The sequence below is a fragment of the Pseudoalteromonas sp. Xi13 genome (genome assembly GCF_003952205.1).
Lineage (GTDB): Bacteria > Pseudomonadota > Gammaproteobacteria > Enterobacterales > Alteromonadaceae > Pseudoalteromonas > Pseudoalteromonas atlantica.
Genome location: NZ_CP034439.1, coordinates 788,023 through 814,286, shown reverse-complemented (window position 1 = coordinate 814,286; position 26,264 = coordinate 788,023). Strand labels below are relative to the sequence as shown.

Annotated in this window: 21 protein-coding genes; 10 read left to right on the top strand and 11 right to left on the bottom strand. The window is 40.5% G+C overall.

What is annotated here, in order from left to right:
* Positions 1-198: 198 nt before the first annotated feature.
* Positions 199-567: a response regulator gene (locus EJ103_RS03665; RefSeq protein ID WP_024031682.1), complete on the bottom strand. Its 369-nt coding sequence runs from the start codon at positions 565-567 to the stop codon at positions 199-201.
* 372 nt (positions 568-939) lie between these two features.
* Between EJ103_RS03665 and EJ103_RS03660 the strand changes: the two genes are divergently transcribed.
* Entirely contained in the window at positions 940-2,697 is a 1,758-nt protein-coding gene (locus EJ103_RS03660; RefSeq protein ID WP_126006111.1) for an ATP-binding protein, read from the top strand.
* A gap of 83 nt (positions 2,698-2,780) precedes the next feature.
* Positions 2,781-3,689, top strand: coding sequence for a recombination-associated protein RdgC (rdgC, locus tag EJ103_RS03655; RefSeq protein WP_004586854.1), 909 nt, complete (start codon positions 2,781-2,783; stop codon positions 3,687-3,689).
* Positions 3,690-3,771: 82 nt separating this feature from the next.
* Here rdgC and EJ103_RS03650 read toward each other — a convergent pair whose 3' ends face one another.
* On the bottom strand, positions 3,772-4,611 hold the full coding sequence (locus tag EJ103_RS03650; RefSeq protein ID WP_054983495.1) for an HDOD domain-containing protein: 840 nt from the start codon (positions 4,609-4,611) through the stop codon (positions 3,772-3,774).
* Positions 4,612-4,886: 275 nt separating this feature from the next.
* On the opposite strand from EJ103_RS03650, the gene EJ103_RS03645 reads away from it, so the two are divergent.
* On the top strand, positions 4,887-6,587 hold the full coding sequence (locus EJ103_RS03645; RefSeq protein ID WP_126006109.1) for a Zn-dependent hydrolase: 1,701 nt from the start codon (positions 4,887-4,889) through the stop codon (positions 6,585-6,587).
* A gap of 44 nt (positions 6,588-6,631) precedes the next feature.
* On the opposite strand, the gene EJ103_RS03640 is transcribed toward EJ103_RS03645, so the two are convergent.
* Complete coding sequence (locus tag EJ103_RS03640; protein ID WP_004586851.1) at positions 6,632-7,036, bottom strand: HIT family protein; 405 nt, start codon at positions 7,034-7,036, stop codon at positions 6,632-6,634.
* 112 nt (positions 7,037-7,148) lie between these two features.
* Between EJ103_RS03640 and EJ103_RS03635 the strand changes: the two genes are divergently transcribed.
* Both EJ103_RS03635 and EJ103_RS03630 read left to right on the top strand, forming a co-directional pair.
* Positions 7,149-9,374, top strand: coding sequence for a S9 family peptidase (locus tag EJ103_RS03635; RefSeq protein WP_004586850.1), 2,226 nt, complete (start codon positions 7,149-7,151; stop codon positions 9,372-9,374).
* A gap of 143 nt (positions 9,375-9,517) precedes the next feature.
* On the top strand, positions 9,518-11,155 hold the full coding sequence (locus tag EJ103_RS03630) for a methyl-accepting chemotaxis protein (protein WP_126006107.1): 1,638 nt from the start codon (positions 9,518-9,520) through the stop codon (positions 11,153-11,155).
* Between the two features lie 215 nt (positions 11,156-11,370).
* Here the strand turns inward: EJ103_RS03630 and EJ103_RS03625 are convergent, their stop codons facing one another.
* Entirely contained in the window at positions 11,371-12,906 is a 1,536-nt protein-coding gene (locus EJ103_RS03625) for a leucyl aminopeptidase family protein (RefSeq protein ID WP_004588515.1), read from the bottom strand.
* Between the two features lie 239 nt (positions 12,907-13,145).
* Positions 13,146-14,198, bottom strand: coding sequence for a DNA polymerase IV (gene dinB / locus EJ103_RS03620; RefSeq protein ID WP_024031675.1), 1,053 nt, complete (start codon positions 14,196-14,198; stop codon positions 13,146-13,148).
* A gap of 475 nt (positions 14,199-14,673) precedes the next feature.
* On the opposite strand from dinB, the gene EJ103_RS03615 reads away from it, so the two are divergent.
* The 3 genes from EJ103_RS03615 to EJ103_RS03605 all read left to right on the top strand — a co-directional run bounded on the left by EJ103_RS03615 (position 14,674) and on the right by EJ103_RS03605 (position 17,247).
* Positions 14,674-15,096: a thioesterase family protein gene (locus tag EJ103_RS03615; RefSeq protein ID WP_004588512.1), complete on the top strand. Its 423-nt coding sequence runs from the start codon at positions 14,674-14,676 to the stop codon at positions 15,094-15,096.
* Positions 15,097-15,162: 66 nt separating this feature from the next.
* Positions 15,163-16,215 carry an aldo/keto reductase gene (locus tag EJ103_RS03610; protein WP_126006105.1) on the top strand — a complete coding sequence of 351 codons (1,053 nt, stop codon included), beginning with the start codon at positions 15,163-15,165 and terminating at the stop codon, positions 16,213-16,215.
* A 153-nt stretch (positions 16,216-16,368) separates the two neighbouring features.
* Positions 16,369-17,247 carry a hypothetical protein gene (locus EJ103_RS03605; RefSeq protein WP_054983502.1) on the top strand — a complete coding sequence of 293 codons (879 nt, stop codon included), beginning with the start codon at positions 16,369-16,371 and terminating at the stop codon, positions 17,245-17,247.
* On the opposite strand, the gene EJ103_RS03600 is transcribed toward EJ103_RS03605, so the two are convergent.
* From EJ103_RS03600 to EJ103_RS03575, 6 genes are all read right to left on the bottom strand, one after another.
* The gene (locus tag EJ103_RS03600) at positions 17,204-17,818 is read right to left on the bottom strand and encodes a fumarylacetoacetate hydrolase family protein (RefSeq protein ID WP_126006103.1); all 615 of its coding nucleotides are present in this window, start codon (positions 17,816-17,818) and stop codon (positions 17,204-17,206) included. The two genes, EJ103_RS03605 and EJ103_RS03600, sit on opposite strands and share 44 nt — an antisense overlap.
* Before the next feature lie 15 nt (positions 17,819-17,833).
* A complete protein-coding gene (locus EJ103_RS03595) occupies positions 17,834-19,804 on the bottom strand; it encodes a hybrid sensor histidine kinase/response regulator (protein ID WP_126008708.1) in 1,971 nt (656 codons plus the stop codon).
* Positions 19,805-19,865: 61 nt separating this feature from the next.
* A complete protein-coding gene (locus tag EJ103_RS03590; RefSeq protein ID WP_024031669.1) occupies positions 19,866-20,327 on the bottom strand; it encodes a response regulator in 462 nt (153 codons plus the stop codon).
* A complete protein-coding gene (locus tag EJ103_RS03585; protein ID WP_126006102.1) occupies positions 20,328-21,812 on the bottom strand; it encodes a sensor histidine kinase in 1,485 nt (494 codons plus the stop codon). It lies immediately after the preceding gene.
* Between the two features lie 27 nt (positions 21,813-21,839).
* The gene (locus EJ103_RS03580) at positions 21,840-22,055 is read right to left on the bottom strand and encodes a hypothetical protein (RefSeq protein WP_004588505.1); all 216 of its coding nucleotides are present in this window, start codon (positions 22,053-22,055) and stop codon (positions 21,840-21,842) included.
* Between the two features lie 212 nt (positions 22,056-22,267).
* Positions 22,268-23,608, bottom strand: a complete 1,341-nt coding sequence (locus tag EJ103_RS03575; protein ID WP_126006100.1) for a sigma-54 dependent transcriptional regulator — start codon at positions 23,606-23,608, stop codon at positions 22,268-22,270.
* Between the two features lie 238 nt (positions 23,609-23,846).
* On the opposite strand from EJ103_RS03575, the gene EJ103_RS03570 reads away from it, so the two are divergent.
* Positions 23,847-24,365 (top strand): NUDIX hydrolase, encoded by a 519-nt coding sequence (locus EJ103_RS03570; protein ID WP_126006098.1) that lies wholly within the window; start codon positions 23,847-23,849, stop codon positions 24,363-24,365.
* Between the two features lie 182 nt (positions 24,366-24,547).
* A complete protein-coding gene (locus EJ103_RS03565) occupies positions 24,548-25,924 on the top strand; it encodes an NAD-dependent succinate-semialdehyde dehydrogenase (protein WP_004588502.1) in 1,377 nt (458 codons plus the stop codon).
* The last annotated feature ends 340 nt before the right edge of the window (positions 25,925-26,264 follow it).

Sequence of the window (26,264 nt, the reverse complement as noted above, 5' to 3'; positions counted from 1 at the left end):
AAGGCCTGTGTTCTTAGTGAACACAGGCCTTTAAATTTGTTGCACCGACCTATGCCACTATCCAGTAAGAATGGTGGTTGTAATAATAATGGTCAGTGCGCGATTAATTGTTTTCATAGAGCTAAGACTGCCTTAACAAAGGCTATGCTGTCAACCCCAAATTAAAAGATAAAACAGCCTTTTTTAACATGAAAAAACCTAATGAATGCCAAATTTATGCAAAACTTCACTTAAAGCCGATTTATTAATAGGTTTATTTATAAAGTCGATAGCACCAAGCTGCGCGACTTTTTGCTTCATTTGTTGTTGTATATCAGCGGAGATCACCAGTACAAAACACTCAATTTTTTCTGCCTTAATGCGCTCCAGCACTTGTACGCCGTCAACTTCTGGCATGGTTAAGTCTAAACACAAAAGATCAAATTGCTGCAAGCGTAAAAGCGCCAACGCATCGGCCCCGTTTGCGGCTTGTTGAATGTCGGCACTCACGCACTCATTTAAACAACGCACAACTTGTTTGCGTGCAACAGTGGAGTCATCACACACTAATATAGAAAATTTCATCATGTTAACTACTAAAATAACCTTCTAAAAATTATAAAAACGAGCCGTCCGTTGGTTTTTGCTATTCTAACACGTTCCTAAAACTCTAACACTTTGCTTGTTCGCATAATGTAATACTGTAACCTTACAATAAAACGTTAAATATTATTAATAATTGCTCTAGCTGCCTATTAAAAATCATCGTTTTTGAAATCTCAGTAGCCATTAAAATTAATTTAAATCAGTTTAGTGCACTATTATTAAAACAAAACGACTCAATAGCTGGGCTATCTCTTTAAAATATAAATTTTTTATTTATTTTTAAGGTTTTATTGACTAACTTTTAAGTTAGAAATTGCAACTTAGATATAATTACACCGGATGAGTAAATCCCATATGTTACAAAAAAGCCTTTCTAAGAAATTGTTAACTAATGTTTTATCAGTGTATTTTTTGCTTACCTTTGTGGTGACATGTGGACAGGTGCTTGCAGAATTTGTAAATACTAAAGACTACATTCGTGATGAGCTAAGTACGCTGCAAAAAACCTTTAGCCGAAGCTTAACACGCGCAATTTGGGAACTAAACACAAAGCAAACAATTACAACCGCAGAAGGCTTACTTGCTATACCTATGGTGGAGGGCATTATAGTGCGCGACGACAGCGGTGAAATTATTTCGCAGCTGGGGCGCTCTTTGGATATACACAAACTTTATAACCAACAACTCGTACAAGAGGAAGTCATCATAGAGGACACCAAATCGGGTCTCTTTGGTTATACCTTTCCCCTAATTTTTGAATTTTCGGGGCGCGCTACTCAAGTAGGTGATGTGACCTTGTTTTCTAGCCGCGATGTGGTATTTAGCCGAATAATGGTATCTATTTACTTTTTAATTGGTAACGCCATGATCAAAACCACCTTTTTGATCATTCTGTTTTTAATGGCATTTAGAAAGCTGCTCACCGACCCTTTAAACGAGTTAACCGATCAAATAGAAAACTTAGAGCTTGATGACTTAGAAGGTCAACACATAGACATTGAGACCGAAGAGCATAACGAGCTAAACGTTATGGAGCAGTCTTTTAATAACTTAATTGATAAAGTAGTTCAATACAGAAAAGAGCTTGAGCATACCCAACGTGAGTTGATTGTTAGTAACGAAAAGCTCGACCAGCACAATATACAGCTTGAACAAGATGTTGCCCGTAAAACGTCAAACTTAAGCCAAGCTATGATGGATTTACAACAGCAAAAGTACGAACTAGAAAAACAAAAGCTGGTACTAACCGAAGAAGTTGATTTACGCAGACACACCGAAGAAGAATTATTAACTAAACAAAAAGAGCTTGAACGCTACCTTGACGAGCTAAGCCTTGCTCAAGAGCGCTTAGTAGGCACCGAAAAAATGGCTGCACTAGGCGGATTAGTCGCCGGTATTACACACGACATAAATACACCTATTGGGATTGGTGTAACTGCTATATCGTTTTTACAAGAGCGTTTAAACACGTTAGAAAATGCCTACAAAGAAAAAACCTTATCGCCCAAAGCATTAGAAGAGTTTATAAACGAAGCCAAGCAAAGCACGACCTTGCTTACAACCAACCTTGATAGAGCCTCTGAGCTTATTGCCAGCTTTAAACAAATAGCGGTAGACCAAGCCAGTGAAGCTGTAAGAACAATTAACTTTAAAGATTATTTAAACGAAGTAATTTTATCGCTCCACCCTAAACTTAAAAAAACCAAGCACACCATAAATTTACAGTGTCCGGATGATTTAGTTCTTAATCTGCCTGCAGGGGCAATTAGCCAAATTTTTACCAACTTAATTATGAACTCAATTATTCATGGTTTTGATAATATTGCGCAGGGCAATATTGATATAAATATTAACGCCGATGACACACTCCTTATTATTGACTACACCGATAACGGTAATGGCGTAACGAAAGAGCAATTAGCCAAATTGTTTGACCCATTTTTTACTACAAAACGCGACCAAGGCGGCAGTGGGTTAGGCACACACATAACCTTTAACCTAGTTAAGCAAACACTGAGCGGCTCAATAGAGGCAAGCAGTGAGCCTGGCAAAGGGCTTCATTACCATATTGAGTTTCCTAAAAACATGCCAAAGCCATTATTTAATCAATAACGGCTTTGCTTAAAATCAGCCATTTCGAGAACCCCATTTTATTGCTATGATTGAGCAAATTTAAAAGATGGAAAAGTTACCTTATGTGGTTTAGTAACCTGATTTGTTATCGCTTTAAGCAAGATGTTTCGTACACTCAAGAAGAGTTTGAAAAAGCGTTAGAACAAGATGTATTTCGCCCTTGTGGCTCTCAAGACCTTTCTACATTTGGTTGGACAAAAGCATTTGGTAAGCATGGTGACTCGCTCGCGCATTTTTCACAAAAAAGCATTTTAGTGTGTGCCAAACGTGAAGAAAAAGTGCTGCCTGCATCTGTTGTTAATGAAATGGTTGCCGAAAAAGTAGATCAAATAGAAGCGGAAGAAAACCGCCCTGTTAAAAAGAAAGAAAAAGACGAGTTAAAAGAAAACATTTTAACTACCTTATTACCTCAAGCGTTTAAAAAATCGAGCCTACAGTTTGCTTTTATTGACCAAGAAAACGGCTGGGTTGTAGTTAACAGCGGCAGTTTTAATAAAGCAGAAGAGCTACTTGCATTGCTGCGTAAGTCTCTGGGCACATTACCGGTAGTACCTGCTTTTGCAAACTACGACCTAGATGTATTTTTAACTGATTGGTTAACTAACTTCAGCACCCCTGAAAACTTTGCTATAGGTTTTGATGCTGAGCTAGAAGAAGCCGACGACAGTGGCGCACAAGTTAAACTAAAAGGTCATGATTTATCGTGTGATGAAGTTAAATCGCACCTAGAAAATGGTAAACGCGTGACCAAACTTGCACTTGATTGGCAAGAACGCCTGAAGTTTATGCTGCAAAACGATGGCTCTATCAAGCGTTTAAGCTACTCAGAAACTTTAAAAGAAGAAAACGCCGATATTCCTAAAGAAGATATGGCAGTTAAATTAGATGCTGACTTTATTTTAGCCTCAGAAGAAATCAAGCTACTGCTTGAAGAGCTGACGGCCGGTTTAGGTGATGCAGAAGATTTATAAAACGCTAAAATTATAAGCGCTATTAAAATCAAAAAAAGCACGACTTAGTCGTGCTTTTTGCTTTTACCTTTATAACTGCTAATTAGCTAAATGTGTCTTTTACATTTTCAAGCATGTCGTTGTATTCGTCACTTGAAAATAGCTGCATAGAAGGAATAACGCCTTTATCTATGTAGGTTTGTAAAGCCGCTGATTTATCAGAAACCTGTAAAGTCCCCTCTAAAATAGCGCCAATACGAATAAAATCAACATACCCAATCTCTTCAGGGCGATACGTAGGGTCGGCCCAATGCCTAGCAACATTTACAAATTCAGGTGGAAACTCCCACGCTCCCATAATTGAGCCACCAATTTTACCACTGAGCTTTTGAATTGCATGTGCTAAAAAGCTTGGGTTAGCAAACACCTCTGGGTGGCGCTCAGCTTCGGTTAAAATAGGCAATACACCAATGTTATATACCAACGACGCCAACGTAATAGAGTCACTATTTAACGATGTACGTTTATTATTTTGTAAATAAAACGCCATAAGCGTTATTGAGTGCCCCGCCACATTTAGCGTTTTTTGCCACGCTTTACTCATGTAGCCTTTTATTAGCTCATTATTAGAAACAAACAGCTGCTCCATTGCCATTGCGGTTGCTATATTTTTAATTTGGCGTAAACCAATGCGCGTAACCGCTTGCTGTAAGTTAGACACCTTAACCACTCGGCCCATAATTGCACTGTTAGCCACTTTAATCATACGCGCTGAAAGAGCCGGGTCTTGCCCAATCACGTCTGACATTTGCATTAGGTTTACATCAGGGTTATCGGCCGCTTGGCGCACTTTAATTGCAACTTCAGGTAACGTAGGTAAAACCAAAGTGTCGTTATTGATTCTATCAACCAAAATCGTTAATAGTGCATTTTCTGTAGACATAGAACTGTCATCCTTTTGTTTCTGGGCCGCAATGCAACTGCTAACCTCGGATAAAATGAGTAATACAATGAGTATTATCTAACTTACCGATAAAGTTAAGAAAATTATATAAATTAATTGTTATTATCGCCTGTAGGCGCGGTACACCGCCAAACACTTGCTATTTACCATTTAGTTTTGCTTTAATGCAGTCACTATAAGGAAACGTTTGTACGCGCTAGCAATTAAATTTAAGCGTACAAATAATTAAACTTACTTTTTTAACAGGCAATCAAATGATCTTAAACAAAATTAGCCAAGCAATTTTACTCTCAGGCGTCGTTTTTCTTAGTGCATGCTCAGAGCAAGCCCCCTCTTCGACCGAAGCCACAGGTGTAGAACTTGCTCAAAAAAGTGCCGCGCAAGCTGGCCCAGATTTAATTAATATTGATAAACAACGTTTAGAAATTTACACCGACTTTAGCCTAGAAGCCGACCTATCTCATTTAAGTGAGAATCAAAAAGCCATGGTTGCTAAGCTTATCGATGCCTCTAAAATTATGGACGAGCTATTTTGGAAGCAGGCTTTTGGCGATAATAAAGACGCTTTTTTAGCAAAGCTAAGTGATGAAAAAGTACGTAAATTTGCTGATATTAACTACGGCCCTTGGGATCGTTTAAATGGTGACGAACCGTTTTTATCAGGCTACAAAGAAAAAGCCCTTGGCGCACAATTCTACCCAGCCGACATAACAAAAGAAGAGCTAAATAACGCCGACGTAGAAGATAAAAAAGGCCTTTACTCATTAATTAAACGTGATGAGCAAGGTAACCTTTACAGCGTGCCTTACTCAAAAGAATACGCTGAGGAGTTAGCTAAAGCAGCAGATTTATTACGTGAAGCCAGTAAGCTTGCCGATGATAAAGAATTTGCCAATTACTTAAACCTACGTGCTGATGCACTACAAAAAGATGATTTTCAGGGTTCTGATTTTGCCTGGATGGACATGAAAAATAACCCCGTTGATGTGGTTATTGGCCCAATTGAAACCTACGAAGATCAACTCTTTGGCTACCGCTCTGCTTATGAGTCGTATGTACTAATTAAAGATTTAAAATGGAGCGAGCGCCTAGCTAAATTTGCGGCCTTTTTACCAGAGCTTCAAAAAGGTTTACCGGTAGATGCTAAATATAAGCAAGAAGTGCCGGGCTCAGACGCTGACTTAAATGCTTACGATGTGGTTTACTATGCAGGTCACTCAAATGCGGGCAGCAAAACGATTGCCATTAACTTACCAAACGATGAGCAAGTACAGCTTGAAAAAGGCACTCGTCGCCTGCAGCTTAAAAACGCAATGCGTGCAAAATTTGATAAAATTTTAGTGCCAATTGCTGAGCAATTAATTGTACCTGAGCAACGTAAGCATATTACCTTTAACGCCTTTTTTGCCAATACCATGTTTCACGAAGTGGCTCATGGCCTAGGTATTAAAAACACCATTACAAATAAAGGCACTGTGCGCCAATCATTACAAGAGCACGCAAGTGCACTTGAAGAAGGTAAAGCCGATATTTTAGGTTTATACATGGTTGAGCAGTTACTTAAAAAAGGCGAAATTACCGAAGGCACATTAGAAGATTACTACACCACCTTTATGGCGGGTATTTTCCGCTCAGTACGTTTTGGTGCATCAAGCGCACATGGTAAAGCCAACATGATCCGCTTTAACTTTTTTGCACAAGAAGGCGCTTTTTCTAAAAATGAAGAGGGCTTATACCGTGTAAATATGGAAAAAATGGGCGTGGCTATGGCTAAGCTGTCGCGCTTAATTTTAACATTACAAGGTGACGGCGATTACGAAAAAGTAGATCAACTAATTGCCACTCATGGCGATATTAAAGAAGAGCTGGCTAAAGACTTAGAAAAACTAAGCCAAGCAAATATTCCGGTTGATGTAACCTTTAAACAAGGCAAAGACGTGTTAGGCCTTAACTAACCCAACACGTAATACTTTGTAATAGTTTAATAAAGCGCTGTAGTTTATAACTGCAGCGCTTTTTTTAGCGCTATTATTTGCTCATCTGTGTATGGTTTTGCAGGAAACTTACCCCACACCGGTGCAGGCCACGCAGCATCAGTTGTAAAACGTGCAATATGATGAATATGTAATTGCGGCACCATATTACCCAAAGCGGCCACGTTTAATTTATCAGGGCTAAACACTTGCATAATAAGCTTGCTGAGTTTGGCCGACTCTTTTAAATATACAATTTGATCGGCATCAGATAAATCGATGATCTCTTTTAAATTAGGTTTTCTAGGTACCAATACAAACCAAGGGTATTGGCTGTCGTTAAGTAATAGCACCTTACATAAAGGCCAATCTGCCAGTTCTATACAATCGCGCTTAAGCTCTGGGGCGAGTTCAAAAGTGTGGTTCGTCATCGTCACATCCTAGTTAGTCTTTAATAATGGCCACTTTATAGCATTTATTTGCAGTTGCACACGCTTAGCTTTACCATTTAATACAATATTTATAATAAGCTAAGGCAACCTTGTGCTAAAAAAAATAAAACACTTAACCCTCGCACTACCGCTAGCTGTTGGCGCACTAAGCGTACAAGCAAAACCATTATCGCTAGAGCGTATTTTTGATGATCCGAGCTTGTCGGGTAAAGCTCCCGTACAACTTAAGTTTTCACCAGACGGTAGCCGCGTAACTTACCTGCAAGGTAAAACCGATGACTACAACCGTTATGATTTATGGGAATACAACTTAAAAGATAACACCAACAGAATACTGGTTGATTCTGCAAAGCTATTTTCAGGCCCAGAAAACCTCTCTGATGAGGAAAAAGCACGCCGCGAACGCCAACGTATTTTTGGTAAAGGTATTTTAGAGTATAAATGGTCTAAAGACGGCAAAGCCCTGTTATTTCCACTCAATGGTGACCTGTATTATTACGAGCTTGCATCTGGTAAAAGTAAAAAACTTACCAATACAGAAGCGTTTGAAACCGATGCCCGTTTTTCTCCTAAAGGTAACTATGTATCGTTTATTCGCGAGCAAAACCTTTACGCTTTAGCACTTGATTCAGGTAAAGAAATACAACTGAGCAAAGATGGCGGTGGCGTTATTAAAAACGGCATGGCCGAATTTGTAGCACAAGAAGAAATGAGCCGGATGACTGGCTACTGGTGGGCTGGCGATGAATCTAAAATTGCATTCACTCGCGTAGATGAAACCCCAGTAAAAGAAGCCATCCGTAACGAAATTTATGCAGACGAAGTAAAGCTATTTAATCAACGTTACCCATTTACAGGCACCGACAACGTTGAAATACAACTGGGCGTTGTGTCTTTAAATAATCAAAACGTTGACTGGGTTGATTTAGGCGACGATAAAGATATTTACATTGCACGTGCTAAGTGGCTAAAAGACAGCACTACACTTTCGTATCAATGGCAAAATCGCTCACAACATAAGTTAGAACTACGCTTTTACAATAGCGATACTAAAACGCAAAAAGTAGCGTTAACAGAAAACAGCGATACGTGGATCAATTTAAACTTTGATCTGCATTTCTTAAAAGACAAAAAGCATTTTGTATGGGCTTCTGAGCGCGATGGTTTTAAACACCTTTATTTGTACCGCACTAACGGCCAGCTAATTCGACAAATCACCTCAGGAGACTGGGTTGTTGATAGCTTAAAAGGCGTAGATGAGAAAAAAGGCATAGTGTATTTTGCAGGACGTAAAGACACCCCGCTTGAAAGCCATTTATACAGCGCACCACTGTTTAAAAAAGGCAATATTAAGCGCATCACCGAACAAGGCCAATACCACAAAGTGGTAATGGCTAAAGACAGCAAAACGTTTATTGATAATAGCTCATCGGTAAACAAGCCTAACTCGGCGGCACTACGTAAAGTAAATGGCGAATTTATCACATGGCTTGAACAAAATAAGCTTGATGATAGCCACCCATTAACACCTTATTTAAGTGATTTAGCAACTCCAGAGTACGGCACAATTAAAGCTGAAGATGGCCAAGTAATGCATTACCGCTTGTTTAAACCAAGTAATATTGCAGACGGTAAAAAGCACCCAGTAATTGTTAATGTATACGGCGGCCCGCATGCACAACGCGTAACAAATAGCTGGCGCAGCAAAAACTTGTACTTTCAATACATGGCGCAACAAGGCTATGTTATTTTTCAGCTCGATAACCGAGGCTCATACAACCGTGGTAAAAAGTTTGAAGACGCTATTTACAAACACTTAGGTGTTGTAGAAGTAGCTGATCAAATTAAAGGCGTTGAGTTTTTACGCACGCTTGATTACGTAGACCCACAACGCATTGGTATTTATGGCCACAGTTATGGCGGATACATGGCCCTGATGACCATGTTTAAAGCGGGCGATTACTTTCAAGCCGGTGTATCGGGTGCACCAGTTACCGACTGGGCACTTTACGACACCCATTACACTGAGCGCTACCTTGGTCATCCAAAAACCAATGCCAAAGGCTACGAAGACAGCGCCGTATTCCCATACGCTGATGGCTTAAAAGGCCCGTTAATGATTTACCATGGCATGGCCGATGACAACGTGTTATTTACCCACGCCACTAAATTATTTAAACAACTACAAGATAACGAAAAACAGTTTGAAATGATGACCTACCCAGGCTCAAAACACAGCTTACGCGGTAAACAGGTGCAAACACATTTACACCAAACCATTACAAACTTCTTTAATCGACATTTTGATGTTAAATAATCATATGACGACTAAATAGACTAAAGGCTGATTGAAAAATCAGCCTTTTTTTTGTCTTAATAAGTTAGTGAGCCTAGATTAAACGCTTTTTTTAGCTACGCTTATTCTATGCGCTAAGGCGTACACTAATTGAGGACAAATTAATGCTTAACCTACGTAGTTTCAGTATTTTTCAACGTTTTTTACTGTTAATAGCCATTGTTGTATTTGGCCTAATAGTACTTAGTATATCTAGCCTAACTCATCAATATAGCTCACTCAAAAACGAGCAATATCTAAAAACCCAAAATGTAGTAGAAACGGCATACAGTGTTATTGAGCATTACCACCAGCTTGAACAAAACAATACACTCACACAAGCGCAGGCTCAATCACAAGCACTGGCCGCTATAAAAGCGCTGCGCTATGACAAAACAAATTACTTTTGGGTAAACAACTACCAGCCCAAAATGGTAATGCACCCAATAAAGCCTGCGCTTAACGGTAAAGACTTAAGTAATAATAAAGACCCCGATGGCAAAGCACTTTTTGTAGAAATGGTGAACATTGTAAAACAACAAAAAGAAGGTTTTATACCTTATAAATGGCCAAAACCAGGAAAAGATCAGCCGGTAGATAAAGTCGCATTTGTAAAAGGCTTTAGCCCGTGGCAATGGATTATTGGCTCAGGCGTATACCTAGATTCAATAGATGAAGCGTTTAGCGAGCAGCGTAACCTCATCATAATTAGCGCCCTAGTTATGATTATTGCTGTCATTTTATTAAGTTACTTTATTGGTAAAAGTATACTCACGCCTACTCGTCTTGCCGCAGATATGATGAAAAACATATCGCAAGGTGAAGGTGACTTAACACGTACGCTAAGCGAATCGGGCAATGATGAAATATCAGAGCTGTCACGCTCTTTTAATTTATTTGTTTTAAAAATGCGCGAGTCGTTAGTACATGTATCGCACAGTGCTGATGATGTAAGCAAACACGCTCATACGGTGGATGAGTCAAGTAAAACAAGCCACTCCTTCATTGAACTACAAAACGACAGTTCCACACAAGTAGCCGCCGCCATGGAGCAAATGACGCACCAAATTCATGATGTGAGTCGCAATGCCGAAGCCGCTGAACAAGCAGCCAATGATGCAGCGCACAATGCCTCAACCGGTAAAAACGTGGTAGCGAATACCATTACCGCCATAGAAACACTCTCAAGTAATATAGAGACAGTGAGCCAAGTAACTGAAGATTTAGCAAACGAAAGTAACAATATAGGCTCTGTGCTTGATGTGATCAGAAGTATATCGGAGCAAACAAACTTACTTGCACTCAACGCTGCTATAGAAGCGGCTCGTGCAGGCGAGCACGGCAGAGGGTTTGCAGTTGTTGCCGATGAAGTGCGCACATTAGCCAGCAGAACCGGGCAAAGCACAGATGAAATTCAAGCCATGATCACTAAATTACAAGAAGGCGCTAAAGCGGCTGTAGAGGCGGTAAAATCAAGCCAAGCACTGTCGGTGACGACGGTAGAGCAGGTTTCATCTGCCGATACATCGCTCAATGAAATAGAAAGGCTGGTATCTATAATTACCGACATGAACAGCCAAATAGCCCGTGCCACCGAGCAGCAAACACGAGCTGCTGACGAGGTTAATTTACGTATTAACGAGCTATCTCAATCAACCGAGCAATCACTAAATAATACAAAGCAACTTACCGATGCCAGCGATAACCTTAAACAAAGTAGCCAAGGGCTTTCGAGCGTGGTTAATCGCTTTAAATTAAAATAATTAAAAAAAGCCCTGAATTAACAGGGCTTTTTATTACATAAGCGTTTTTAGCTTATACCATTTCGCATAATTAAGTGATCTATTTTTAGGATGGAAAAACGTGTTGATGGCTAGGCAAAAAATTTGCTATTTAGTTGTTCTAAATGAGAATTTTTTAACACAGATAGCGACACGTTTAGCCCCGAAAAATGATTAAGTATTATTGCGGATTGGTATTACATACAGTAGCGTGCAAATAAGCTGGTTACTGATGCTGCGGTTGGCTTACCGTGCTGCCAATCACCGCCTTCAACACCACTACCAGCAATGTCCATATGTACATAAGGAAGCGGCTGCTCAGAGTCGTTACCGTGTTTATCAAGCCCACCAACAACGGCTAAAAACGCCATAGGGAATTGATGCCCACGGGCTGTAACAGCAGAGGCCGCATTATTGCTTGATAAAACATCATCAGCGAGGGTACGCGGTTTGATAAAGTCGTAATCTTCACGGCGAGAGCGAGAAACCTCAGCTGCATCTGCCCATAAATCACCACAATCCGCTATTTGACGAGAGGTATTAGCGCTACGTGCAGGTCCGTTTTCAACATACGCTCCGTAAGGGCCCATAGCACGTGCCGCATGGCCTGTAAGGGTTGCTACGGTGAATAATGTTGGATTAACTTCGCCTTTAGCTACATCTTTCATTTCGCTAAGTAGGTCACCCATAGCTAAACGCCCTTCTGCATCGGTGTTACCAATGCGTACACGTACGCCTTCACGGCTAGTGATAATTTCATCTGGTACAAAACAATCAGAGCCAATTGAATTACGAACCACAGCTAGGTAAGAAATAACTTTAACGCCTTTAGGTTGGTAATCTGCCACGGCTTTCATAAAGCCCGCAACGGATGCAGCCCCGCCTTTATCGCGGCTCATACCTGCCATGTAACCGCCTACTTTTAAATCGGCGCCGCCGGTATCGTAAACTAATCCTTTACCAACAAACATTAGCGTGCGCGTTACTTCACCTTCTGGCACGTATTCTAGCTTAACAACACGTGGGTGGTGGCGCTCAACCGCATAAGATGCGCGAGCAACGGTGCTAAGCATAGGGTAGTTTTTATCTATCGTGTTAATATCGTCAATCACATCAACCGCTACTTTAGAGCCTTTAAAAAGCTCAACACAGTAATCGGCAAAGCGTGGTGGCGCCATACGTTCAGGCTCAGTACCGCATAAATCACGTGCCGCATATTGCCCTGCTGCAATTGCATTTACAGCTTTAACTGTTTGCTCATTTGCATCTATTAAACCTATTTGCGTAATAGGCTCAATGCTTTCGCCGTGGTATTCGCGCGCCTCTAAAGGTTGCCATAATGCTTGGCATGCGCCTAAATACGCCACTTCTAATGCATGCTGGTAACGCGCATCTGTATGTAATTTTGGTAAGTAAATAGCAGGGTTTACACTGCCCGCGGCTTTTGCTTCGTTAATCGCTAGTTTAGCGGCATCAAAATAGCGTCTTACATCATCGTAATCGCGGTTAAGCGGCCCCGTAGGCGCTAAAACAACGCGTACATTATCAACCACTAAAAACGTAACTTGTTTACCAATACGAGAATCTACTTTAGCGTGTGATTCGATAGCATCACTTAATGAGTTATTGGCTAATTGAGAAAAGTCATCACTAATTATAATAAGTGCATCGTGAGAAAATGAGTCAAAGCTTGCACTAAGTGATTGTGCAGCTATCGCTTGAGGATATGCCATAAGTAAAACTCCTGTTAGAAAACATAAGGAGCTATTATCGTTGATATAAAAACACAAAACCAGCCAACTGCGATCAGCTCATTTTAATCTGGCAACTTGGTTTTACAGCAAACTAAAGTGACTCCATGTTTTAAGAAGAAATTAACAACCACTATATAGTTTTTAGTAAAGGCAGCCCCTGCTTACTCTATGTTTAAATTACTTTGCTAAAGCACTCTAAATTGCAAAAAAGCGTGTAGTTAATCAAGAATACTCAGTTGCAGATTTAAATTAGGTTCATTTTTAACACCTACCCCAATACCTAATAAGCGAACCGGTTGCTGCATACCCCGTTGATACGCCTTAGAGAGTAATTCAGTAAAAATAGCAGTATTTAATTGATGATGAGCTTGATCCGCTGAGGTAACAACAAAGTTTGCAAACTTCACTTTTACGCTTAGCTTATTAATACGGTTTTGTAGCTGTTGCTTATTAAGACGCGCTGTTAGCTCTTCCAGTAATTTAGGTAACTGATCTAAACATTCTTGTAAGCTATTTTTATTGTATTCATAGGTGTGTTCAACACTAAGGGATTTACGCACTCGCTCAGTGGTTACTTTACCAATATATTCGCCAGCACATTTTTGATAAAGCGATACACCAAAATTCCCCACATGCTGCTGCATCCAATTAACGCCTTTCTCGCGAACGTCTTTACCTGTGTATAACCCCTTTAAATTAAGCTTTTCGAGGGTTACTTTGCCCACACCAGGGATTTTACCCAGCGGTAAATTATTTAAAAACGCATCAACTTCATCCGGCAAAACCACAAATTGGCCATTGGGTTTATTTTCGTCACTGGCTATTTTGGCAATAAACTTAATGGGGGCAACTCCGGCAGAGGCAGTAAGGCCGGTATCGTTATAAATATCTGCTCTAATTTGCTGAGCAATAAGCGTTGCGCTGCCTTTGCATGCGGTGCTGTTGGTTACATCGAGGTAAGCTTCATCAAGCGACAGCGGCTCTATTTGGTCGGTGTAGCGTTTAAATACAGCGCGTATTTGGTTAGAAATTTCTTTATAAACCGCCATGCGCCCAGGCACAATAACTAAATCGGGGCATAATTGCTTAGCGTGGTAGTTAGACATAGCCGAGCGAACACCATATTCGCGCGCTATATAATTTGCTGTAGAGAGCACACCACGACGGCTATTGCCACCAATCGCTAAAGGCACACTGGCAAGTTTGGGGTTATCGCGCATTTCAACCGCTGCATAAAAGCAGTCCATGTCGATATGAATAAACTTTTTCATTACCACATAATAACTGTTTATTTATACAGCCATTATTAAGGATTCACTTTCATTAAGCAAGTCCATTAAAGCCTGTTTAGCTTGCTAAAGTTAAAGCGCGACTAGGTGTAGCGCGTTAAACCGCGCAAGCTTTAAACCGCTTTTTTAAAACGGCTGCTTAAAGCGCTTTGATTTTTTAAAGCAATGTAGCCAAAAAACAAACTCCAATAAAAACCCCGCAGCTAAAAGCATTATGCCGCCGGAGGCATTACCCATTGCATAGCAAGCAAAAGACGCTATAAAAACTAAACTGGCTAAAGCCCAATTAATTATATTTTGCATGTGTGTTCTCGTGTGTGTGTTGTCTGTGTTATTTAACTGTAGTCCTAAAAATAAATAGGTACAATCATCTTATAAAAAAACATGGCATTTATTGTCTTGAGCTACAAACACCATATTGATAACCTCATTCATTTAAAACTAAGAGTACACATACATGCAAAGGTTCAAAGATCAGCACCCTATTCATACCGATATCACCGTAGCATGGGCCGATATGGACGCCCTACAACATGTTAACAACGTGGTGTACTTGCGTTATTTTGAAATTGCGCGTATCGATTTTCTAAATAAAATAAATCAGTTTGATACGATAAAACCAGGTGGAATAGGCCCGGTCATTAGTGAAAACAATATTCGCTATAAACGTCCAGTGACCTTCCCAGATACCTTAACCGTAGGTATTACTATTTCAGATATAAAAAGCGACCGTTTTATGATGAATTACTCTGTATTTAGCCATGCTCAGCAAGCTATTACTACCACAGGCTATTCTCAAGTTGTTATGTTTGACTTTAAAACAGGACAAAAAGCGGCTATTTCAGAGCCATTACTATCGGCACTACATCAATTCGCTTAAGTAGGTTTATTGCGAATTGGTATTAATTATCCACTCTCAAGATCTTACATAATTTAAGGATTTTAAATGCAATACAGTCCGTTAGGCAGCAGCGGTGTTGATGTTTCTAGAGTATGCTTAGGCAGCATGACTTGGGGTAAACAAAATACCCAACAAGACGCCGATGAGCAAATAGCTTATGCCTTGGCACAAGGCGTTAATTTTATAGATACTGCCGAAATGTATGCCGTTCCTCCTTCACCAGAGACCTACGGTAAAACAGAGCAAATTATAGGTAACTGGCTAAGTCGCAATGCGCAAAAGCGCAGTGATATTGTATTGGCGAGTAAAATTGCAGGCAATGGCTTGTCGTGGGTACGAGATGGCGGCGATATAACACGCAGCGCTGTCATTGAGGCCGTAGATAACTCGCTTAAACGCCTACAAACCGACTACATAGATTTATACCAATTGCATTGGCCTAATCGCTCTACCCCACACTTTGGCAGGCAGTGGCCAGGTAAACTCACTTTTAGTGACGTAGATACTGAGCAACAACAAGCGGGTATGCTTGATATTTTAGAGGGCCTTAATGAGTGTGTTAAAGCCGGAAAAATAAAATATTGTGGCCTTTCAGATGACACCCCATGGGGCATTAGCCAATTTTTAAATTTAGCAAAAGCGCATAACTTACCGCGTATGGTGTCTATTCAGAACGAGTTTAGCCTAGCGCACGCTAAAGATTGGCCCTATTTAATTGAGCAGTGTATCCATGAAGACATTGCTTATTTACCTTGGTCGCCGCTTGCTGCTGGCCTGCTAACGGGTAAATACCTAAACGGCGCACGCCCAGCGGGCTCGCGTTGGACATTTATGCAGCGCAATGGCATTTTTAGAGATACCCCTAACGCGCAAAAAGCCACGCAGCGTTATGTAGAGCTTGCACATGCAAGCGGCATAACCCCAGCCCAATTGGCTCTTGCTTGGTGTAATCAAGTCGATGGCGTTACCTCGTCAATTATTGGTGCGACCAGCATGGCCCAATTAAAAGAAGACATTGACGCTTTTAGCATAACTTTAAGCGACGACACTCTAACTGAAATTGGCACTATTTTTAAAGATTACCCGCAGCCATATTAAACCAAAATAATAGGCAGTTTTTTTACTGCCTTTTTCTCTCTTACATTTGAACATATACAAAGTAAAACTATACTAAAGTTAACTTAAATGGATTATTTTTAGTGAGTTATGCTTAGAAATGTAATTTTATTCTTTGGTGTCCTAGGTGGTTTAATGCGTTACGGGTACGCTGACAATACTCACCCAATTAAAGAAATTGTATGGCTACAAAGTTACACGCCCCCCTTTCATATGGATAAAGATTCGCATGCGCCGCAAGGTGGTATTTGCGACAACCTCACCGAGCAACTAATTAACAGCATTGATGATGTAAAACATACACGACTAATCGTGCCGCAAGAGCGAATTAATAAGCACTTAAATGAAGGCGATAATGTATGCTTTCCGTGTGTTATTCATAAAAAAACGGCCAATGGGGTGTTACAGTTTTCTACCCCCACCACGGTTTACCCGCCTTTTTCGGTTTTAACCACTCAAAAACTTGCTCCAGAAATACACGCTAAGTATGGCAGCCCTATTAAACTTATTCATTTATTGTCAGACGAGCAATATGTGTATGGTCAAGCCGCGGCGCGCAAGTTTACTTCAAAAATTAATAAAATAATCGAAAACACCACGGTGTATCATAAAGCATCGCTAAGCTGGAGCAGCGAGAATGAAAGCCAAGCTGTTATTGCTCGCTTAAGTCGCGGCTTTTTAGATTACACAATAGACTACCCGTTTATGAGGGATTATTTTGTCAACCACAGTAAGTTTAAAAATATAGTCAGTTTACCAATTGAAGAAGACCCTAGAGAGTTTGTTTTAGGGGCTATAGGGTGTGCAGTAAGAGCACCGAATGATTTTGCTACCAAGGCGCTTAATAAAATAAATAAAGCGCTACATAAGCAGGTATTGCAATCGCCTGCTTATATAAATAGTCAGCGCTTTTGGTTAGAGCAAAGTTTTCCGCAGTTTACTAAGCATTACCAACAGCAAATACTTAATCCTATTGTGCCTGCCAACTTTGCGATAACAAGCAGGTCGAATTAGCATACAAGCTTACTGTAAATACGCTGTTTGCAGGCACTTCCCCTACGCCTGCAGGCGTTCCTGTCATTATTACATCGCCATTTTCTAAGTGCATAAACTCATTAATTTCACTTAAAATATCTTTAGGCTTGTGTATCATAAATTGCGTATCGCCTTGTTGAATAACGTTATCGTTAATTTTAAGCTCAAACGTAAACGCCTGCTCAGCATCCGCTATAGCGACAAAGGGCGTTAATAATACCGAGCCGTTAAACGTCTTGGCGCGCTCCCACGGTAACCCTTTATTTTTAAGCTTACTTTGCACGGTACGTTTAGTTAAATCCAACCCTAAACCTACGCCTGCCAACTCATTATTTTTAATAACAAAACACAGCTCGGTTTCATAATGCAGTGTGTCGTTATTGTGCGTAGCAAATAAGGTAGACGAAAGCGCACTGTTCGGTTTATTAAACAATACCATTTGATCTGGTAGCTCATTATTAAGCTCGGCAATATGCGCGGTGTAATTACGCCCAACGCATACTACTTTAGAGGGCGTTAATAACTCACTTTCTAATTTTATCGACTGCATAAAATAACTTCTAAATTACGAGCTGATCAAGGTTTCTAATAAGCTCAGATTAATCGGTTTCAAAAGTACATGATTAATATTTAAATCTTTGATCTGCTTAGGATCGGGCTCTGCACCACTAACAATCACCAAGCTTAAGTCTGGGTAACGTTCGTTAATTTGCTTACCTAAATCTACACCACGCCCGTCAGGTAAGTGCATATCGAGCAATACCTTATTAAATTGTTGGTCATGATTGAGGGTTTGTAAACACTGTGCACACGTTGAGGTAATAACGGTTTCTACCCCTAAACTTTCTAGCAGCAACTGCGTAATTTGCGCTGCATCTTGGTCGTCCTCAACCAATAAAAAGCGCTGTTTTTTCTCTATTACAGCTTTGTCGCTGTGAATGTTTTTAGCTTGAGGCGCATGCTCTGGCGATACTAAGTAATCTTGTAAGCATTGATACAAAGAAGAGCTATCAACGGGCTTTGGTATTACATCGTTAAAGCCAAGGGCGGCCAGTTCTTCATGTATGCCTTTCATAGTGGCGGCAGTAAGCGCAATAATTGGGCCTGTGTAGCCCATTTTTCTAAGCTCTATTGTCGCTTCTTTACCACCCATTACAGGCATATGTATATCAATAAAAATAATATCATAAGGCGAGCGATACGCTTGTGCAATTCTTACTTTTTCAAGCGCTTGCTGGCCATGCTCGGCGTAGTCTACGCGCGCACCACATGTGCTAATCATATGGCCAACTAACATGCGTAAGTCGCGTAAATCATCAACCACTAATACGCGGCCGGTCACTTTGCATGGCGCTGATTTTGTCTGTAATTGCGAGCCACTACTAAAGTTTAATACTTGGCGTTCTACTTCACTTATATCACCTGGGTACACCGAAATAGTAAAGGTAGAGCCTTCTCCCATTCTAGAGGTTAAATCAATACTGCCGTGCATACGCGTTAATAGCTCGGCACAAATAGCAAGGCCTAAGCCTGCTCCGCCAACAGAGCGCGATTCTACATCGGCTATTTGCTCAAAGGGTTTAAAAATTAATGCTTGTTTTTCAGGGGCAATCCCCATGCCTGAGTCTTTAATACTAAAAAATAGCATTTCTTGGCCTTCAACCCACTCGGTCCAGGCACTAACCACTATTTCGCCCTTTTCGGTAAATTTAACCGCATTATTGATTAAGTTAATGAGTATTTGGCGTACGCGGGTGGCATCTACTCTAACAATAAGAGGTAAAGGCTGTAGAGACTCAAAGCGAAGCTTTAAACCTTTATCAAGCACAGATACACGCATTAAGGTGTAAACATCAGCCAGCATGCTATCTAAGTTTACTTCACTTAAGGTGAGCTCTAATTTGTCGGCAGCAATTTTAGATAAATCGAGCACGTCGTTTAACAAGCTCAGCAAGTGCTTACCGTTTCGGTAAATAACCCCTAGTTCGTTTTCGGCCTGTTTGCTAAAGTCGCTTTGTAGCAGTAACTCTGTGTAACCTAATATAGATGAAAGCGGGGTACGTAATTCGTGGCTTAAGTGGGCTAAAAATCTGTCTTTTGAGCGGTTCTCTGCCTCGGCTTTTAAACGCTCTACTCGCTCGCCTTCAACATCTTTACGCGCTAAAGCATAACGTATAGCGCGAGCAAACCGGCTCGAACTCATTTCTGTTTTTATAAGGTAATCTACCGCGCCGGCATCAAGTGCTGCAGAGTCTAATTCATCATTAGATTGCCCTGTAAGCATAATAATTGGCCCGCTAAACCCATTAGCAATGGCCTTTTTTAATACACTTAGCCCATTTGAGGCGCCTAATCGATAATCAAGCAAACAAATATCGTGATCGTTTTTACTTAAAATGCTTATTGCTTGCTCAGGAGAGCTTATCCATTCTATGTCAAATGTATGTGAATCTAACTGTTCTAAGTAGTCGCAAGTGAGAATGTAATCATCTTCATCGTCTTCTACTAAAAGTAAGCGAGTCACTTTATCTAACATACTACCTCCTTTTAATTGCATTTAATAAGCCCCTAATTAGGGGCTTAATGTTGCTACTTATTTAGTCGTTAAAAGTTGTTGGCAGCTCTACAAATTCTACCCAGTATTTTCCTAGGGTTTTCATTAAATCAACCAAGCCATCAAATGTTACCGGTTTAGTAATATAAGAGGCCGCTCCTAAGTTATAACCTTTAACCATGTCTTCTTCTTGCTTAGAGGTGGTTAAAATAACAACCGGTATGCCTTTAAGGTTTGGGTTTGCCTTAATGGCCTCAAGTGCTTCACGGCCATCCATACGTGGCATATTTAAATCAAGCAAAATCAACCCTGGGCGTGGCGATGAATTTTTATCTTCAAACTTACCTTTGCGCTCTAAGTACTCTAATAATTCAACCCCATCTTCCACAAAATGCAGCTCGTTTAATACACGGCTTTCGGCTAGCGCATCTTGCGTGAGTAGGCGATCATCCTCGTCATCATCTGCCATTAATATTGTAATAGGTTTCACTTTTGAATACGGCATCTAAGCCTCTCCTTGAAGTGTGAAAAGCGTTGTTTCCACAGGTAATTTTATTATGAAGGTTGCCCCTTCACCGTCTTTACTATGAGCGGTAATTATCCCACCATGCCGCTCAACTATACGCCTACAAACTGAAAGCCCAATCCCTGTGCCTTTATATTCCGAACGCCCATGCAGGCGCTGAAATGGTACAAATATTTTATCAGCATACTCTTGTGAGAAACCAATACCATTATCTTTTATGGTAATAATTTGCCAACCCACTTTCTCGTTGTGCTCTTCACTAAACTCGTCCTTGTGCTCGTACATTACGCTTATGTGTGGCTCAATACCTGGTTTTCTAAACTTAACAGCATTAGACAGTAAGTTTAAAAACAACTGCTGCATTTGGCTTTTATCGGCTTGTATAACCGGTAGTTCGCCCACCTCTACGTGCGCATTGCTTTCTTTAATGGCAACTTCTAAATCACTTAAAATGTCGTTAACTACGCCTTTTAAGTCAGTGTCATCAAAGTCTTTACCTCGCGTTGTTACCCGCGAAAATTCTAGCAAGTCGTTAATAAGGTTAGACATACGTTGCGCTGCATTTTTCATACGGCCTATGTAATCTATGCCTTTTTCGCCCAGCTCATCCTTAAACATGGTTTCTAGGCGGTCACTAAATGCTTGAATTTTTCGTAGTGGTTCTTGTAAGTCATGGCTGGCAACAAACGCAAACTCTTCAAGCTCACGGTTTGAGCGGCTAAGCTCATCTGAATATAAGGTCAGCTCTTGCGTGCGCTCAGACACTTTTGTTGCAAGCGTTTCGTTTTGTATTTCAAGCTCCTCACGGTATTTAGCCGCGTTTCTTAAATTTAGCCGGGTTAATAAAAACATACCTATTATTAAAAGCGCACTGGTAACCGCTGTAATAGCAAAGGTGATTTTTGCTTCATTTTTTATTTGTGCCAGCTTAGAAAAATGGCTCACCTTAAACAGTAATTCTCGGTCTTGAATATCATTAACTTTAACACGAATATCTTTGTATAGCTCTCGCCCTCTGTGCGTATTTAATACATATAACGCACGGCGCTCTTTGTCATTCGTAGCCAGCTTAACCGTTTGTTTAAGCTCTTTAATTTTAGCTTCTGTTAACACTAATAACTCAGCAATTCGCTCAGCTTGGCCATCAATTTCAGAGTGTAGAGACTTTACATGCTCCATTTGCGATTCTATTTGCCCTATCGCATCGTAATAAGGCATTAAGTAGTCTTCTTCTTCGGTGAGTAAGTAGCCGCGCTGGCCAGACTCTGCCTGCACAATTGATAAGTGAAGACGCTCAATACCATCGGCTAATAAGCTGGTGTTATCCAAGCTTTTTTGGGTTTGCGTTAATCCCTGAATAGTACTTAATGCCAAAACTGCATTGCCAACAACAATACACAGTACTATTGCGATAAAAGCGGCCCACGTTATATTCGTTTTACCCTGCTGCTTTTGCTTACTCATTATGTGTAAATACCTAATTTTAAATGACTACTTGTTATTAAAATCAGTAATGTTTTGCAAGCTTTCGCTACATTGCTGACAGTTTGAAATTATTTTATCGAGTGCTGCTAACGCTTTGTCTTTTGGCATATCGTTTTCTAATACCAGTTTAATGAGCTCTGCATTCATAGAAATTCTATTCAGTGGAGCTCTCGCATCATGTACCAATTTATTTAGCGTATTAACTTCTTTTTCATCACTCATATTACTTCCTATACTTATTCAACCTGAACTCTGATTAAGAGAGCCACTAAAATATTAAATTATAGTGATAACCAAATTCTTTTCTCTAGCCAGAGATTTTCAATGAAAATAAGGCGAATTTACGCATCAATAGCTGGCCTATTGCAAGCAAATTTAACGCAGTTAACGTTGAAAATAGCTGCTAGAGATAGGTTTATTATTCAGAGTTCAGGTTATTTATATTCTCCAATTCCGCCGTATGCGTTTAATCGGTTATACAATGTTTTTGTACTGATCCCTAGCATTTGCGCAGCTAGCGTTTTATTACCTTGCACCTTATCTAGCGTGGCGTGGATTAACTCTTTTTCGACTTCTTCAATGGTTTGCCCTGCCGAAACATGGTTGTCGGCCACTTGCGTATTTACACGCGAAAACGGCGACTCTAAGTTATCCGGAAGTATAATTTCGCTCGATTGTGGGTCGCTCATAATAAAGGCGCGATGGATAGCGTGGCGAAGTTCACGCACATTGCCTGGCCACTCATATTGCTGTAGTTCTTTTAGCTGCTCGTTGTGCCAATAAAACGAAGTGCCATTTTCATCGTTAAGTTGCTCTAAAAAGGCTTTCGCAAGCAGTGGAATATCTTCTTTTCGCTCTCGCAGCGCAGGTATATCAATGGGGAAAACCGCAAGTCTAAAGTAAATATCTTCACGAATAATATTATTTTGCGCTAAGTCGGTCAGCGAACGGTTAGTCGCAGAAATAACGCGGCAGTTTATAGGCAGTTCACGATTGCCGCCTACACGTGTTACTTTTTTAGTTTCAAGCACACGCAGTAAGTTTGGCTGCATATCTATAGGCATTTCGGTTACTTCATCTAAAAATAACGTACCGCCGTCTGCTTGCTCAAACACCCCTTCTTTACGGGCAATTGCACCTGTAAAAGCCCCTTTTTCATGGCCAAATAACTCACTACCTATTAATTCTTTAGACAAAGCACCACAGTTGCTCGCCACTAAAGGGCCTTCGCATTGGCTTGCGTTATGAATTGCTTGGGCGACCACTTCTTTACCTGCACCGCTTTCCCCCATTAGCATCACGTTCGCATTGGTTTTAGCTACGCGCTCTATCATGGTGTAAAGCTTTTGCATTGGCTCTGATTCACCAATTAAGCTATTAAAATGGCGAGTAATAGCCGGAGCTTTAGCTTTTTTAGCTGTTTTTTTAGGGCCATTTAATACCAGCTCTAGGTCTTCGCGTTGCAGCGGCTTTAATAAATGCCCAACATCTTGCTCACACATGTCTGCCAAAATCCCTTTTACTGAAGGGTGGCCAGAAATAAGCGTCACTTTTGGAGACTGCCCAATCATTTTTAAATGATCGAGTAAATGAAGACCACTGCCATCTGGCAGCATAAAATCGAGCAACACGTGATCAAAGGTATTATTTTCAAACCATTGATGTGCTTCTTTTAAGCTAGTTGCAGTACAAATGTTGTGCCCGAGGAATTCGACAATGTGGCAAACAACGTCACTAAATTCAACGTCATCATCGACTAAAAGTATGTTTAACATGATAAATCCCTATGCTTTTCTTCTTATTCTACGCACCCTATTTTGCAAATAAAAGGGGCTACTAGAATCTCTTAAAAATGATTAAACTATTGAGTCATTTAACGTTTAATTTTAACAACCGAGTATGTACGTAAACTTAAGCCATACCGATCATAATTTTTAAAAATAATTAGAATTATTTTTACTACTCGCCTAAGTATACCAGCTGATATAATTTTGCTTTTAAAAAGGAGACAAAATGCAATTATTAAAAACAATGGTCCACCCTGGCATAAATTTAAACCAAGGCACTCAATTTACCCGCCGCACAGGCCGCGCCATTGTGATTAAAGATGCACACATTTTATTAATGTATACCAATCGCTACGAAGACTACAGTTTACCCGGCGGCGGTGTGGATGAAGGTGAAACCCTAGAGCAAGGGTTAATAAGAGAGCTTAGCGAGGAAACTGGCGCGCAAAATATACAGGTTATTAAACCCTTTGGGTTATACGAAGAGTACCGCCCTTGGTACAAAGACGACTTTGATATTATACATATACAGTCGTATTGCTATTTATGCGATACAGACAAAGAGCTTGGCAAAGCACAGCTTGAACATTACGAGCAACAAAATGGTATGACGCCTAAATGGGTCAATATATACGACGCCATTGCACACAACGAGCGCACAATGAGCCTTAGCAAAAAACAAGGGCTGTCTATCATTCGTGAAACTTACCTACTAAAACAAATAGCACAGCAACTGTTTAACTAAGGCTGTAAAATTTGCATAAAGCAGTATTTTTTACTGCTTGCTCATCACTCGCTTTTTATTTACATCCCACAATTAAATTTAAAGCGACCACTATTCAATAACTTAAGCTCTATTTTACTTTATAAAACAAACTGGCGTTGTGTTTGCACCCTTACTGATAACTAATTTGTAAGGAGATAAAAATGAGTAACACAGTTAAAACAATCAACCCCGCAACTGAACAAACCATTGATACCTACACGCTGCTTTCTCAAGAGGAAGCTGAGCAGGTAGTAGAAAAATCTCACGAAACATATTTAAAATGGCGCCAAACCTCATTTACCGAGCGTGCTAAGTATTTAAATAAACTAGCCTCTTTATTCGAAGAGCAAAAAGAAGCCATTGCTAAGCTAATGACCGAAGAAATGGGTAAAGTGTACGAGCAAGGTTTTCAAGAAATTGAACTGTGCGCAGGTATTTGTCGTTATACAGCCGAAAACGGCCCACAAGTACTTGGCGATGAAGAGCGCGATATGGATGGCGGCCGCGCTATTGTTAGCTACCAACCAACGGGCGTTTTATTAGGTATTCAGCCTTGGAACTTTCCGTTATACCAAGTAATTCGTTACAGTGCTGCTAACATTATGGCCGGTAACACCACCGTACTTAAACATGCCGGTAATGTATTTGGTATGGCAGAGAAAATCGATACCCTGTTTAAACAAGCGGGCTTCCCTGAATATTGCTTTAGCAACTTACTTATTGATGGCAAAACTGCCAGCGCGCTTATTTCACACAAAGCAATCAGCGGCGTAACATTTACAGGCAGTGACGCTACCGGTAAAAAAGTAGCTGAAGAAGCAGGTAAATACGTTAAAAAAACAGTGCTTGAGCTTGGCAGTAACGATGCCTACTTAGTACTTGATGATGCAGATTTAGACCTTGCTGTTGAAACCTGTGTTACAGGGCGCATGATCAACAACGGCGAAACCTGTGTATCGGCAAAACGCTTTGTGGTTGTAGAGTCATTATATGATGACTTTAAAGAAAAAATTAAAGCGCAATTTGAAGCATTAAAAATGGGCGACCCAATGGCCGAAGATACCGATCTAGGCCCAATGGCTCGTGAAGATTTACGTGATAAAATTCACGACCAAGTAATGCAATCTGTTGAAGCCGGTGCAAATGTAGTAACAGGCGGTGAAGTACCATCGCAAACAGGTTACTACTACCCACCGACTATTCTTGATAATTTATCGCCGGGCATGCCAGCATACGATGACGAATTATTTGGCCCTGTAGCCTCGCTCATTAAAGCAAAAGACAACGACGATGCAATGCGCATCGCCAACGACTCTCGCTATGGTTTAGGCGGTGGGATTTTCTCTAAAGATGAGAAAAAAGCCATTGAACTGGCTAAAAAGCACTTTGATACCGGTATGATCAATATTAACGGTTACGGCCTTGCCCAACCCAACCTACCGTTTGGTGGTGTTAAAGAAAGTGGTTACGGCCGAGAGCACGGCGGCTTTGGTATGCGCGAATTTGTGAATATCAAATGTATTATGATCAATAGCTAATATAGCTACACCTGAGATACACGTATTTAAAGAATATTTATACGTATTTTAAAAAATATTATTAAGCCTAAAGGTGAGCAATCACTTTTAGGCTTTTTTTATGGACGAATCTGCATGGTTTTATGCACGAATAGATCTATCCAACAAGTGTATTTAAAACCGTAAACACTGTAAGAGAAATTAAAAACAAAGCTGTCAATTGACTAATACTGAGCATAGAATTTAGACAACCTGGCTTAGCTAGGCAGGTAAGAGTGGTGAGCAAACGGTCAGTAAACTCGTTTTTGGACAAAAACGAGTTAGAGCCGAAGGTCGGCTCTGTGCCATGAGCGGACTGTCG